The organism is Mycobacterium gordonae, from assembly GCF_002101675.1.
GTDB classification, from domain to species: Bacteria; Actinomycetota; Actinomycetes; order Mycobacteriales; family Mycobacteriaceae; genus Mycobacterium; species Mycobacterium gordonae.
Genome location: NZ_LQOY01000059.1, coordinates 17587 through 31023 on the forward strand (window position 1 = coordinate 17587; position 13437 = coordinate 31023).

A 13437-nucleotide genomic window follows, 5' to 3' on the forward strand; every position below is an offset into this window, starting at 1 on the left:
AGTCATGAAGATTTCCCTGTTCTACGAGTTCGCCCTGCCCCGCCCCTGGGTCCCCGACGACGAGCGGCAAATGTTGCAGGACTGCCTCGACGAGGTCGAGGCCGCCGACAAGGCCGGCTTCTCCACCGTCTGGCTCACCGAGCACCACTTCCTCGAGGAGTACTGTCACTCCACCGCGCCGGAGATTTTCCTGGCCGCGGCCAGTCAGCGCACCAAGAACATCCGGCTCGGGTTCGGCATTATGCATCTGCTGCCCGCGGTCAATCACCCAGCCCGAGTCGCCGAACGCGTCGCCACCATCGACCTGCTGTCCAACGGGCGGGTCGAGTTCGGCACCGGTGAAGGCTCCTCCGTAGGTGAACTCGGCGGCTTCGACGTCGACCCCGCTGATAAGAGAGCGCAGTGGGAGGAGTCCCTTGAGGTGGCGATCCGCTGCATGATCGAGGAGCCGTTCACGGGCTTCAAGGGTGAGCAGATCACGATGCCGCCACGCAACGTCATCCCCAAACCGCTGCAAAAACCGCACCCGCCGGTCTGGGTCGCCTGCACACGGCCCGCCAGCGTCCAGATGGCCGCCCAGAAATGCATCGGCGCACTGAGTTTCGCTTACACGGGACCCGGACCGCTGACCGAACGGGTCAACGGCTACTACCAGGAGTTCGAAGAGAACGGCGTGCCTATCACCCCGCAGATCAACCCGAACATCTTGGCCATTGGTGGGGATTTGTCGATGATGGTGGCCAAGACCGACGAATTGGCGCTGCAGCGCCTAGGCAAGGGCGGCGGATTCTTCTCGTTCGGGATCATGCATTACTACCTGACCGGAATGCACACACCGGGCCGTACCGGGGTGTGGGAACGCTATCTCGAGGAGGTCGAGAAGGACCCCACCCTGGCCTACGGCCCCGGGCGCGGGGCTATCGGATCACCCGACACCGTTCGCGAATTCCTGCGCGGCTACGAGGAGAGCGGCGTCGACGAGATCATCCTGTTGCTGAACCCGCGCAGTCACGAGGGCACCATGGAGTCCATTGAGCTGATGGGTAAAGAGGTGTTGCCCGAGTTCATCGAGCGGGACGAGAAAGCCGTGGCGGCGAAGGCCAAGCGGCTGGCGCCGGTCATCGAGAAGGTAGAGGCGCGCCGCCTGAAGTCGACTGCACCGTTGTTCGACGAAACCTACGCCTTCGGCGGGCTGCCCACCGGGCGCGACAAGTTCACCGCCAGCGAGATTCCCGAGGCCATGGCCGAAATCAACGAGGGCCGGGTGCAGGCGGCGCAGCGGTTGAAGGAGCAACAAGCCAAGTGACACCGAAGGCTGGCTGACCGGTGGCGCGCATCGAGGACTTGTGGCGCTACGACGGTCGCCGCACCGTGGTGACGGGTTGCGCGTCGGGCATCGGTGCGCAGTTGGCGCAGCAGCTCGGCGAACTCGGCGCGCAGGTGATCGGGCTGGATCGGTGCCGGCCGCCGTTGGCAGTCAACGACTTTCGTCAGGTCGACCTGTCGGATCCGGCGTCGATCGACCAGACGGTCAAGTCCGTCGAAGGTCCGGTCGACGCGCTGTTCAATGTCGCCGGTGTGTCCTCGGGAATCGGTGACCCGCTGCGGGTGGTCACCATCAACTTCCTGGGACTGCGCCATCTCACCGAGGCGTTGATTCCGCGGATGCCCGCGGGCTCGTCCATCGTGAGCGTGTCGTCGCTGGCGGCGGCGGCGTACCGGGAACACGGGCGGCAGGTCGTACCGCTGCTGCGCACCAACACGATGCAAGAAGGTGTGCGGTGGTGTGAAAACCACCCCGACGCGCTGGGCGCCGGTTACCAACTGTCCAAGGAGGCCATCATCCTCTACACCATGCGCAGCGCTGCCGGACTCGGTAAGCGGGGTATCCGGATCAACTGCACCGGGCCCGGGGTCACCGAAACCCCGATTCTCGACCAGCTGCGCACTGCATACGGATCGGCCTTCCTCGACGACATCGCCAAGCCGCTGGGGCGGGTCAGCGACCCGGCCGAGCAGGCCGCGGTGCTGCTGTTCCTCAACAGCTCGGCAGCCAGCTACATTTCGGGTCAAGTCGTATGGACGGACGGCGGCACGGTGGGAGGCGCGATTGCCGCCGAACTGGAGGAGGACGGGCCTGATGGCTGACATGACCGACTTCCGCCGCGCCGCGAAGGAACTCAGCAACTGGGGCAGGTGGGGTCCCGACGACGAGCTCGGCACCCTGAACTTCATCACCCCCGACAAGGTCCGGCGCGCGGCCGGCCTGGTCCGGCACGGCAAGGTCTTCCCACTGGGCGTGGACTTCGGCTCATCCGGCCCACAGGGCGCTTTCGGCTTCCGGCACAACCCCATTCACGTCATGACGGTGGATGGCGGGGACGCGAACTCACTGGTGCGGTACGGTCCCGGCTGGGACAAGAACCCGACCGCCGCCCAACTGAGCGGCTACCTGGCCGACAATCCGTTCCGGTTCAACGACGACATGGTGATCATGCCCCTGCAGGCCGCGACGCAGTGGGATGCCCTGTCTCACGTGTACTACGAGAACCAGCTCTACAACGGCTTCCCGGCGGATTCGGTGACCAGCCTGGGGGCCTTCCACTGCGGCATCGACAAGGTCGACGTCAAGGGCATCACCTCGCGCGGCGTGCTGCTGGACCTGGTGCGGCACCGTGGGGCGGAGGTGTTTCTCGAACACGGAAACCCGATCATGCCCGCGGAACTGGATGACGTAGCTCGGGCACAGGGCGTGCGGATCGAGAGCGGCGACATCGTGCTGATCCGAACCGGCTGGTGGGCAAGGTTTCTGATGACCGGCGACAAGATCGAACCGTACTCCGGACTGGACTGGAGCTGCGCCCGGTGGCTGCACGACAACGAGGTCGCCGCGGTCGCCGCCGACAACCTGCAGGTCGAGGACCCGGTATCCGGCATCGAGGGGCTGTTCCTGCCGTTTCACCTGCTGTGCCTGCGCGATATGGGCTTGATGCTCGGCGAGTACTGGGATCTCACCGCGCTGGCCGAGGACTGTGCGGCCGACGGTGTCTACGAGTTCCAGCTGATCGCACCACCACTGCGGTTCACCGGCGCTGTCGGTTCCCCGGTGAACCCGATCGCGATCAAGTGATCGAGATACGCCGTCGGACCGTCGAGATCGACGGCCTCGCAACGAGTTATCTCGAGGCCGGCGACGGCGATCCCGTCGTGCTGCTGCACGGCGGTGAGTTCGGCGCCGGCGCCGAGTTGGGCTGGGAACGCAACATCGGCGCCCTGGCCGCGCGTCACCGGGTGCTGGCGCCCGATCAGCTCGGCTTCGGCCGATCGGCCAAAGTCATCGACTTCGTCAACAGCCGGGCGATGCGGATCCGGCATGTGGCGCGGTTCTGTCAGGTGCTCGGCGTAGAGTCGGCGCACTTCGCCGGAAACTCCATGGGCGCGATCAACCTACTCACCGACGCCACCTCAGCGGCGCCCCTGTTGCCGGTGCGCAGCATGGCAATCATCTGCGGGGGAGGGGAGATTCAGCAGAATCACCACTTCGAGGCCCTGCAGAACTACGACGCGACGTTGCCGGGGATGCGCAATATCGTCGAAGCGTTGTTCTACGACGCCGCCTATCCGGCCGACGAAGATTACGTGTGGCGGCGCTTCGAATCGAGCACCGCGCCAGGCGCGTGGGAAGCGGTGGCAGCGGCCCGTTTTCGCCGGCCCAACGCACCGGCGCCGTCAACGCCGTCCGCCGCCCGGGCGTATGACCGGATACGGGTGCCAACACTCGTCGTCGAGGGGCGCGGTGACAAACTCCTGCCGTCCGGCTGGGCGGCGCAGATCGCCGGTGAGATCGACGGCGGCCGTTCGGTGATCATCGACGGTGCCGGGCACTGCCCGCAGATCGAGCAGGCGCCGGTGGTCAACGAGTTGCTGTTGGAGTTCTTCGAGCGGTAGGAACAAACGGGAGCAGTAGCTCAGAAGACGTAGTCGATGCGCGTCTGCATGCCGGCCTCCTGGTGATAAGTGTTGTGGCAGTGCATCACCCAAGTTCCCGGATTGTCGGCGACCAGGACGGCGCGCAGCTTCTGATTGGGCAGCACGACGACCGTGTCTTTGCGGGCTCCCAGTGTGCCGTCGGACTTGATCACCTGAAAGGTGTGGCCGTGCAAGTGCATCGGGTGCCACATCAGCGTGGTGTTGTCGAAGCTGAGGGTGGTGTGCTGACCCTCCCGCACCTGCAGCGGCTTGGTCCGGCTATATGGCTCGCCGTTGATCGTCCAGTCGTACTTGGCCATGGTGCCGCCGAGTACGACGGGCAGGTCCAGCCCGGGGTCCGGCCGTCCCAGATTGGCGGCGGTAACCGCGGTGAACATTTCGACAGTGCCGACCCGGCGGGTCAGTTCACTAGGCCGGAACTGCGGGTCGGGCGGGCTGCCCTTGCCGGTTACCAGCAATGCGCGGGCCACCGCGTTCTTGCCTTCGGCGGATGCGACGAATGGGAACACGCCGTCGGCGGCGGTCACCACCACGTCGTAGCGCTCAGCCATGCCCACCAGCAAAGCGTCCACCTGCACCGGGATCACCGGGAAGCCGTCGATGTGGGTGACGGTCATTGAATGCCCCGCCAACGCGACGCGGAATGCGGTGTCCGAGCCCGTGTTGATGATGCGGATCCGGATGCGTTGGCCGGGCTTGGCGTTGAAGGTGGTGGCGGCCTCGGGTATCCGTCCGTTGATCAGGTAGTAGGGATAGGCGATGTCCCCGGCGTCGCCGCCGAGCAGGTCGCTCTTGCCCACCTCACCCATGCCTGGCATCCCCGGCATGGCGCTCGTCGTACTGGCCGGGCTGGACGGAGTGGAACTGGGCGTGCTCGTCGTGGTTCGGCCGGTCGTTGAAGGTGGCGGCGTGGTTGTGGTCGGGGAGGGGGATGCAGAAGTCTCCTGCATGGGAATGGGCGGCTTGTTGATCAGCGCGTCGTAGAGCTGCTGCGGTGACTTACCGACACCGTCCGTCCAATCATCAAGCACCACAATCCATTCGGTGTCATAGCGGCCCACCTCGGTCGGATCGTCGACGATGAACGGCAGGTACAGGCCCTTGTCGGCGTCCAGGCCGGTGTGCGGATGCGCCCAGTAGGTGCCGGAGTTCGGTACCGAGAACCGATAGGTGAAGTCCTGTCCCGCAGGGATATTCGGGGTAGCCGGTTCGGCGCCGTCCATATCGTTGCGCAGCGCGATACCGTGCCAGTGAACCGACGTGGGACGCTCGAGCTTGTTGGAGACGGAGACGACAACCTCGTCGCCCACTGTCGCGCGCAGCAGAGGGCCGGGAATGGTGTCGCCGTAGGCCAGCGTGTCGACGATCCGACCACCAATGTCGATCTTGGCGGGTTGCGGTGTCAGGCTCGCCGTCACGGTGCGCCCGCTGTGCGGGCGGGCGGCCTCGGCCGCGTCGATCGCCGCGGTCATCGGCGATGTCGCCGTCTTGGCCCCACCGCATCCGGCGAGGGCGAACCCGCCGGCGATGCCTGCCGCAAGGAAGCCGCGTCTGCTGAGGCGCGTCGTGTCGAAGGGATTACCGCTTGTCGGCCTTACCGGCATTGACTGCTCCTCGTTTGAGTCGTGCTGATCGTGGAGAAGGCGCCTTCCACCCTGCTCAGGTCGTTGGCTCAGCGCAAGCCGGTCTGGGGCCGCACCGCCATTGCATCATACCCATGGGGGGTATACACTCGCTCCGTGCCCGGCTTCCGATTGGTGTGGAGGCGACTCGCGATGATCGCGGTCGCTGCGATCTGGTCGATTCTTGCCGTAGTGGGGCAGTGCTGGATCTTGCACTCTGTGGACCGTGCCGTTCACCCAAACCACCCGCTGGCCGCCGCGGTCGGTAGTGAGTTCGCGGTGAACACCGGCCATGCGCACCTCTCGGAAAATCACCTGTCGCCATGCCCGCTGGAAGCGGTAACCGCGCCCGTTGCTCGTTCGGAGGCAACGGTTTCCGCGTCAGACGCCGTGGCCGCCCGAGTGGCCGTCGCGCCGCTGCCGGACCGCCTCGTCGTGCCCGCCGGGCGCGACGGACGGGGAGCGCTCGGACCGCCCGGTTCCGGGCAGGATTTGTTGACTCGCTACTGCCTGGCTCGTCGCTGAGGGGTCAGCGTCAGGTCGTGGTGGCCTCCGCTACGACCGGCGACTGCTGTCCCACACCGCGCCGCGCACCCCGTGCCGGCCCGAGCAGAAGCGACCAAGATGACCAACGACTTGCACATACCCGACCGATCCCACCTGGCAACACTGCGCCCAACTCGTGATCGATGCCGTGAACTGCCCACTCGACCCCAACTGGCTCCGGGCCGGAGTCGGCATGCAGGCGCCATGGTCGGCAACACCCCGGTGCTCTGGGTCTCCGGTGCGGAAAGCCCGGTAAGGGCTGCCGATCGCGGGTTTTGGGCCAAATTGGAGGGATTCAACCCAGGCGGCATGAAGGACCGTCCGGGGATGCATATGGTCGAGCGCGCCCGCGCCCGCGGCGTTCTCGCCCCCGGCGCCGGCATCGTCGAATCAACCAGTGGCACTTTGGGATTGGGTTTGGCTTTGGCGGGAAGTGTATACCGGCACCCCGTCACGCTGGTCACCGATCCCGGTCTGGAGCCGATCATCGGGCGCATGCTGACCGCGTACGGGGCTCGCGTCGACATGGTCACCGAGCCGCACCCGGTTGGTGGCTGGCAACAGGCCCGCAAGGACCGGGTCGAGCAGCTGCTGGCGCTCGACCCCGGCGCCTGGAGCCCCGACCAGTACAGCAACCCGGACAACGTCGACGCCTACCGCTCACTGGCGCTGGAGATGGCCGCACAGTTGGGACGCGTCGACGTCCTGGTGTGCTCGGTGGGCACCGGTGGCCATTCCGCCGGCGTGGCCCGGGTGCTGCGGGAATTCAACCCGAGCCTGCGGCTGATCGGCGTCGACACAATCGGCTCCACGATTTTCGGCCAGCCCGCAACGAGTCGGCTGATGCGCGGGCTGGGTTCCAGCATCTATCCGGCCAACGTCGACTACTCCGCGTTCGACGAGGTGCATTGGGTCGCTCCGGGCGAGGCGGTCCGGTCGGCGCGTGAGATGGCGAGGACCCACTACGCCAGCGGGGGATGGAGTGTGGGAGCGGTCGCGCTGGTGGCAGGCTGGGCCGCGCGCACGCTGCCCCCAGGCACCAACATCGCCACCGTGTTCCCGGATGGCCCGCACCGATACTTCGACACCGTCTACAACGATCGGTACTGCAGCGAGCACGACCTGCTCGGCGGCCGCACGGCCACCAACCCGGACGAGATCGCATCGCCGGTGGACACCGTGGTCACCCGCTGGACGCGCACCACCACGGTGGTTAATCCGGCGAAGTTGGTGGCGTGACGGGAGCGATCACGCGGGTGCTCGCGCGTCCACTGGGCCCAACAGGCGCTTGCGGCCGCGCCTGACGTCCGCATCGCAGGCGCCGGCCGTCGAGGCTACGCGGGCGCGGACGACAGCGGCGATCGGGAGAGGCGTGGTGGTCGGCAGACTGGTCGTGCCACACAGTTGGGGCGGGGCCGCGATGAGCTAGACGGCCGCGCCGCCGCCGTCCACGTGCAGCGTCGAGCCGGTGATGAAACTGGCCCGCGGCGAGCTGAGGAACAGCACCGCCTCGGCGATCTCGGCCGCGTAGGCGGTGCGGCCCAGTGGCAGCGCCTCGCCGAGTTCGTCGTTGATGTCACCCCATTCGGCGGCGACGCCGGCGGTGCGGGTGGGTCCGGGTGCAACGCTGTTGACCCGCACTCCGCTCGCCCCGAACTCCGCGGCCCAGGTCCGCGTCAGGGACTCCAGCGCGGCTTTGGATGCGCTGTAGCCGGACGCGCCCGGAATGCCTTTGAAGGCGGCCATCGTGGTGACGTTGACGATGCTGCCCCTGCCGCGCTGCAGCATGCCCGGCACCAAGCCCGCGACCAGGAAGTAGGCGCCGCGGACGTTGGTGTCGAACATCATCTCGAAGGCCTCCGGCTCCTGATCGACGGTCAGCGCCGACGGGAAGCTGGCGGCGTTGTTGACGATGATGTCGACCTCACCGCACTCTCGCACCAGCGCACTCACCGACTCCGCGTCGGCCATGTCCACCGCAACGAACCGCGCGCTGCCACCGATGGCCTCCACCGCCCGCTCACCTCGGGCACGGTCACGGCCCGAGATGACGACGGTGGCGCCTTCGCTGGCAAGCAGCCGCGCGGATTCCAGGCCGATGCCGGCCGTTCCACCGGTGATGACTGCCCTGTGGTCGATGAGCTCCATCTCAGCGCGCTGGGCTGGGCAGGTGAGTGGATGCCCAATCGCTGAAGCGGGTCTCGTAGATGGTCACCTCTTCGCCCTCAACCGGAACGATGCTGCGGTCGTCAAGCTGAGCGCCGAAGTACTCGGCCGACGGGTCGGTGACCACCTCGCGTGAATCACCGTGGGCGGCAAGTGCCAGCCGCGCCAGGTCGTCCATGCCGAACTTGTCCGGGCCGGCGATATTGGTGATCCGGTTGAGTGGATCGCCGGCCGCCACGCGGGTGACGGCCGCGGCGACGTCCGTGGCTGCTATCGGCTGGATGGCCGCCTCGTGCGACAGCCGTACTGTGTTGCCGTCGGTCGCCGAATCGGCTATGCCCAAAGCGAATTCGAAGAACTGGGTCGCCCGCACAATCGAATACGGGGTGCCGGATTCGGCGATCAGCTTCTCCTGGGCCGCCTTGGCCCGTATGTACCCACTTGCCGGCACCCGGTCGGTGCCGACGATCGAGAGCGCGACGTGATGGCCGACCCCGGCGGCGTGCTCGGCTTCGAGCAGGTTCCGGGTCGAGGTGGCGAAGAAATTCATGACGTCGTCGTCGGTCCACGATGGTGCGTTGGACACGTCCACCACGACGTCGACGCCCGCCATCGCCTCGGCGAGGCCCTCGCCGGTCACGCTGTTGACACCGGAGCTGGGCGAGGCCGCGACGGCTTCGTGCCCCAGCTCGGTGAGGTTCGCGACCACCTGCGATCCGATCAGCCCCGTCCCGCCGATTACCAAAATCTTCATTGCCCCGCCTTTCAAGATCTCCCGATGAACTGGCTTACTCAGCATCACCCGCCCAGGGGGTCCGTCGAGCCCTTGAAAGTCCGTAGTCAGTCCCCAGCGGTGGTGCGTAGTTGCCGGCGGGACTTGATGCCGAGCTTGGCGAACACCTTGCGCAGGTGCCATTCCACGGTGTGGGTGCTGATGAACAACTGCGCAGCGATCTCGGGGTTGGTCAGTCCGTCACCGGCCAGCTTGGCGATCTGCGCCTCCTGAGCGGTCAGCTCACCGGCCGGTGCGCTCGATCGCTTGCTGACCTTCTGCCCGGTCGCCAGCAGCTCGCGGCGAGCCCGCTCGGCGAAGGCCTGGGCGCCCATCCGGGTGAACATCTCGTGCGCGGTGTGCAGCTGGGCGCGGGCATCAACGCGGCGGTTGCAGCGGCGCAACCATTCGCCGTACACCAGATGGGCACGGGCCAGCTGCACGGCGATCCTGGTGTTGCCCAGGCGCTCGATCGCTTCCCGGTAAAAACCTTCGGCCTTCCTGTCCGCTGCCAGCAGAGCCTGTGATCGAGCCAAAACGCCTGTCGCCCAATTGGTTCCGCTATCACGGGCGCGTCCTTCCAGCTGGGCCAGCGCGTGCCGCGCCGCCGCGAGATCACCGCTTCGGGCACCGGCTTCGATGAGCTCGATCAGAGACCAGCCGAACAGGCCCAGATCCTCGTCCTCACACGCTTGGCATGCGGCCCGAAACGCGTCGTCATAGCGACCCAGGCCGTTGTAGAGCACGGCGCCGGCGAAGCTCGTCAGGCCTACCACCCGCCCTTCGCCGCGGGCGACACCGTCGTGGCGCGCCGACTCGATCAGGCCCAACGCCTCGGACTCGTTGCCCCGCAACGCCGCCAGCAATACCGAGTGATATTTCACCGGCGCGTAGCCGGTGGCGGTCGTGATGGCATCGGCCTCCTCGATTAGGGCGGTAGCCGCAGCGAACGCACCCGCCTGCACATGCACGCCGGCGCGGTAGACCAGGGCCAGCGGCAAGACGGCCAGGGCGCCGGCGTCGCGGGCCAGACGCACCGCGTGGCTGGCCAGCTCATGCCAGACGTCGTCGTCCCAGAGCTCGTGGGCGGCCGACTCCTGCACGATCGGGAAGGCCTGCCAGAACCACCGCATCACCTCTTTGCCCCCGCGCTCGGCTTCACCCCGGATCAAGTCGAGCGCGTCACGCAATGTCGGCAGGCTCGCCGCATGACCATCGGTGGTCCGGATCGCTATGCCGTCCAGCAGCAGGTCGACTGCCCGCACCGGAGCGGGCCCGGGTGGTGCGGCGCGCGCGGCCGCGGCCGTCATCGTGATGCCGCCGTGCGGGCACAGGCGTCCGCCGAACAGCGCGGCTCCCACCGCCTCTAGATAGGTCTCCCGCGCCTGTGCGACGTCGAGGCCGGCGAGCTGCCGCGCGGCATCCAGCAGACCGAGTGCGGAATCGGACACCGTCGGAGCGTCCGCGTCACCGCTGCGGCTGCGGGCGAACGCAATCTGGGCGCGCAGGCGTGTCAGCCGCGCACGTTGCAAATCGTCCAACGACGCGCCCGACTCCGCGATGGTCAGGAGCTCGTCGGCGGCGTCGAACGCGGCGGCATCGCGCTTGGCCTGGGCCGCGGCCAGGGCCCGCGCGGCGCGCCGGGCCGGGTCGGCGGTGAGTTGGGTGGCCCGCTCGAGGAACGCGGCCGCGGCGGCCACCCCCCCTCTGGCCTGCGCTCGTTCGGCGGACAGCTCCAACTGCGCGGCGACGGACTCGTCGGGTCCCGCGGCCGCGATCGCCAGATGCCAGGCGCGCCGGTCCGGGTCGACGGTGCCGTCCGTCGCATGGGCCAGCGCCCGGTGGGCGCGTCGGCGTTCCACCAGGCCGGCCGCGCGGTAGGCCGCCGAACGCACCAGTGGGTGCCGGAACCGCACCGTCGTCCCCACGTCGAGGAGTCCGGCCGCCTCGGCGCCGGCGGCCGCATCGTTCGGTAGGCCCAGCAGTTCGGCGGCCCGCATCAGCAGCGCCGCATCGCCGACCGGTTCGGCCGCGGCGGTCAGCAGCAGCTGCTGGGCGTGATCCGGCAACCGTTCGATCCGCCGCAGGAACGTGTGCTCGATCTGACCTGCCAACGGTCGCGCATCCGGCGGCCCGAAGCCGCCCGCCAACTCCTCGCTCGTCAGGCCCTTGGGTAGTTCCAGCAGGGCCAGGGGATTGCCGCGAGTCTCTGCGACGATGCGATCGCGCACCTGGTTGTCCAACCGGCCCAGGACTGCCGAATCCAGCAACGCGCGCGCGTCGCCGGAATTGAGTCCCTGCAGCATCAGCTCAGGCAGGCCGGTCAACTCGCCGTCGGCGAGCCCGTCCCGGATGGCGAACATCAGGCACACCGGTTCGGCGACCAGCCGGCGGGCGACGAACGTCAACGTCTGGGCCGAAACGCGGTCGATCCACTGCGCGTCGTCCACCAGGAACAACAGCGGCCTTACCTTGCTGGCGCTGCCGATCAGGTTCAACACCGCCAGACCGACCAGGAACCGGTCCGGAGCGGGACCCGCGCTGCGGCCCAGCGCGATCTCGATGGCGTCGCGTTGCGGCGCGGCCAGCTCGTCGAGACAGTCCAGCAGCGGCACACAGAGCTGGTGCAGCGCCGCGAACGCAAGCTCCATCTCCGATTCGACGCCGGACACGCGGGCCGTCCGGAATCCCTGCGCGCACTGGGCGGCGAAGTCAAGCAGCGCGGTCTTTCCGATGCCGGCTTCGCCGCGTAGGACGAGCACCTGGCTCTCGCCCGAGCGCGCACGAGACGTCAACCGTTCCAGGGCCGTGCATTCCGCGCGCCGCCCCCGTAAACGCAGTGCTTGACCAGTGTTGATCACTTGACGGTTGACCTTACCCAGCCCGCGGCTGGCGCGTTTAAATCAACTGCTTGACTTAATCGGGAAGCCCCGATTAACTCGACGGGTGGTCAACGAATTGCTGGGCAAGGTCGCGGTCGTCACCGGAGCGGCCTCGGGACTCGGCCGCGGAATAGCCCTACGGTTCGCGGCCGAGGGCGCCCGTGTCATCATCGCCGACGTCGACGTAGCCGGCGGCGAGGCGTTGGCCACCGACCTGGGACCGGACGCCATATTCGTGCGCACGGACGTCTCCGATCTCGACCAGGTGGGCGCGCTGGTGGCGGCGACCGTGGCGAGGTTCGGTGGTCTGCACGTGATGGTGAATAACGCCGGCGTGTCCGGAACACTGCGCCGCCTGCTCGACGACGACTTGTCCGACTTTCACCGGGTCATGGGGGTCAATGTTCTGGGGGTGATGGCCGGTACCCGAGATGCGGCGCGGCACATGGCAAGTCATGGCGGCGGATCAATTATCAACCTGACCTCGATCGGCGGCATCCAGGCCGGTGGCGGCGTGATGACATACCGTGCATCCAAGGCCGCGGTGATCCAGTTCACCAAGTCTGCCGCAATCGAGTTGGCGCAGCACGACATTCGGGTGAACGCCATCGCGCCGGGCAATATCCCCACACCGATTCTGGCATCGTCGGCCGGGAATCTCGATGCTGAGGAACTCGAGCAATTCGAGGCCCGGATTCGTCAGGGGATGCGAGACGATCGGCCGTTGCAGCGCGAGGGCACTCCCGACGACGTCGCCGAGGCGGCCCTGTACTTCGCCACCGACCGATCGCGCTACGTCACCGGCACGGTGCTGCCCGTCGACGGGGGAACATCGGCCGGCAAGGTGAATCGGCCCCGTCCCAAACGAGTATGAAGACCTGCGCAGCCTCTGATCGGTGGCAGGCTCGGAGCCTAGGGCTGGGTCAACCCACTGTTGCCGTTGTCGCCGACTATCAGCCCCGGGCCGCCGCCCGCTCCACCCTTGCCCGCGGATCCGCCGCCGCTGCCATGGACGCCGCCGTTTCCACCACCACCGCCATTGCCGATGAGCACGGCGTTGCCACCGGCCCCACCCGCGCCGCCGTTCGCGGTGTCGTGACCGTCTCCGCCCGCGCCGCCGGCACCGCCCGGACCGGCCAGCTGTCCGCCTTTTCCGCCCGCGCCCCCATTGCCGGCCACGGATCCGCCGGCTCCGCCGCTTCCACCTGCCCCGCCACTGCCCAGCAGGCCGGCGTTGCCGCCAGCGCCGCCATGACCGCCGGGGCTAGCGACGGTGCTGGCTCCGCCGAGTCCGCCGGAGCCGCCGGAGCCCAACAGCGACCCGGCGTCACCGCCGGCTCCCCCGTTGCCGCCGTGTGCACCGGGCAGACCCACCGTGAATCCGCCCTGACCACCATCCCCGCCGGTACCCACCAGCTGGCCGGCCCGGCCGCCGGCGGCGCGGGCGGAGACGCTCCAG

At 67.8% G+C, this 13437-nt stretch carries 11 protein-coding genes and 1 pseudogene; 7 read left to right on the forward strand and 5 right to left on the reverse strand.

The features are described 5' to 3' along the window. Window positions 1-4 precede the first annotated feature (4 nt). The 4 genes from AWC08_RS09870 to AWC08_RS09885 are packed head-to-tail and all read left to right on the forward strand — an operon-like array spanning window position 5 to window position 3948. Entirely contained in the window at window positions 5-1306 is a 1302-nt protein-coding gene (locus AWC08_RS09870) for an LLM class flavin-dependent oxidoreductase (protein WP_069434815.1), read from the forward strand. Between the two features lie 20 nt (window positions 1307-1326). Further along, entirely contained in the window at window positions 1327-2148 is an 822-nt protein-coding gene (locus tag AWC08_RS09875; protein WP_069434814.1) for a coniferyl-alcohol dehydrogenase, read from the forward strand. Then, entirely contained in the window at window positions 2141-3130 is a 990-nt protein-coding gene (locus AWC08_RS09880; protein WP_069434813.1) for a cyclase family protein, read from the forward strand. Before AWC08_RS09875 ends, AWC08_RS09880 begins: the two co-directional genes overlap by 8 nt. Then, the gene (locus tag AWC08_RS09885) at window positions 3130-3948 is read left to right on the forward strand and encodes an alpha/beta fold hydrolase (RefSeq protein ID WP_069434822.1); all 819 of its coding nucleotides are present in this window, start codon (window positions 3130-3132) and stop codon (window positions 3946-3948) included. Before AWC08_RS09880 ends, AWC08_RS09885 begins: the two co-directional genes overlap by 1 nt. 20 nt (window positions 3949-3968) lie before the next feature. Here AWC08_RS09885 and AWC08_RS09890 read toward each other — a convergent pair whose 3' ends face one another. After that, window positions 3969-5594 carry a multicopper oxidase family protein gene (locus tag AWC08_RS09890; RefSeq protein WP_069434812.1) on the reverse strand — a complete coding sequence of 542 codons (1626 nt, stop codon included), beginning with the start codon at window positions 5592-5594 and terminating at the stop codon, window positions 3969-3971. Window positions 5595-5729: 135 nt separating this feature from the next. Between AWC08_RS09890 and lpqS the strand changes: the two genes are divergently transcribed. Both lpqS and AWC08_RS09900 read left to right on the forward strand, forming a co-directional pair. Then, a complete protein-coding gene (gene lpqS / locus AWC08_RS09895; protein WP_142283499.1) occupies window positions 5730-6137 on the forward strand; it encodes a putative copper homeostasis (lipo)protein LpqS in 408 nt (135 codons plus the stop codon). A gap of 99 nt (window positions 6138-6236) precedes the next feature. Next, window positions 6237-7397 carry a PLP-dependent cysteine synthase family protein gene (locus AWC08_RS09900; RefSeq protein WP_069434820.1) on the forward strand — a complete coding sequence of 387 codons (1161 nt, stop codon included), beginning with the start codon at window positions 6237-6239 and terminating at the stop codon, window positions 7395-7397. A gap of 186 nt (window positions 7398-7583) precedes the next feature. On the opposite strand, the gene AWC08_RS09905 is transcribed toward AWC08_RS09900, so the two are convergent. The 3 genes from AWC08_RS09905 to AWC08_RS09915 all read right to left on the reverse strand — a co-directional run bounded on the left by AWC08_RS09905 (window position 7584) and on the right by AWC08_RS09915 (window position 11936). Beyond that, window positions 7584-8306, reverse strand: coding sequence for an SDR family NAD(P)-dependent oxidoreductase (locus AWC08_RS09905; RefSeq protein ID WP_069434811.1), 723 nt, complete (start codon window positions 8304-8306; stop codon window positions 7584-7586). A gap of 1 nt (window position 8307) precedes the next feature. Then, on the reverse strand, window positions 8308-9078 hold the full coding sequence (locus AWC08_RS09910) for an SDR family oxidoreductase (RefSeq protein WP_065133776.1): 771 nt from the start codon (window positions 9076-9078) through the stop codon (window positions 8308-8310). Window positions 9079-9164: 86 nt separating this feature from the next. Then, complete coding sequence (locus tag AWC08_RS09915) at window positions 9165-11936, reverse strand: helix-turn-helix transcriptional regulator (protein ID WP_244906488.1); 2772 nt, start codon at window positions 11934-11936, stop codon at window positions 9165-9167. A gap of 106 nt (window positions 11937-12042) precedes the next feature. On the opposite strand from AWC08_RS09915, the gene AWC08_RS09920 reads away from it, so the two are divergent. After that, a complete protein-coding gene (locus AWC08_RS09920; protein ID WP_069434810.1) occupies window positions 12043-12852 on the forward strand; it encodes an SDR family NAD(P)-dependent oxidoreductase in 810 nt (269 codons plus the stop codon). Between the two features lie 38 nt (window positions 12853-12890). Here the strand turns inward: AWC08_RS09920 and AWC08_RS36360 are convergent. Beyond that, window positions 12891-13437 (reverse strand): annotated as a pseudogene (locus AWC08_RS36360) (PE family protein); the annotation flags it as partial.

Coding starts and splice junctions, on each gene's coding strand:
- AWC08_RS09870 (WP_069434815.1), top strand. CDS start 5: ATGAAGATTTCCCTGTTCTACGAGTTCGCCCTGCCCCGCCCCTGGGTC.
- AWC08_RS09880 (WP_069434813.1), top strand. CDS start 2,141: ATGGCTGACATGACCGACTTCCGCCGCGCCGCGAAGGAACTCAGCAAC.
- AWC08_RS09890 (WP_069434812.1), bottom strand. CDS start 5,594: ATGCCGGTAAGGCCGACAAGCGGTAATCCCTTCGACACGACGCGCCTC.
- AWC08_RS09900 (WP_069434820.1), top strand. CDS start 6,237: ATGACCAACGACTTGCACATACCCGACCGATCCCACCTGGCAACACTG.
- AWC08_RS09905 (WP_069434811.1), bottom strand. CDS start 8,306: ATGGAGCTCATCGACCACAGGGCAGTCATCACCGGTGGAACGGCCGGC.
- AWC08_RS09910 (WP_065133776.1), bottom strand. CDS start 9,078: ATGAAGATTTTGGTAATCGGCGGGACGGGGCTGATCGGATCGCAGGTG.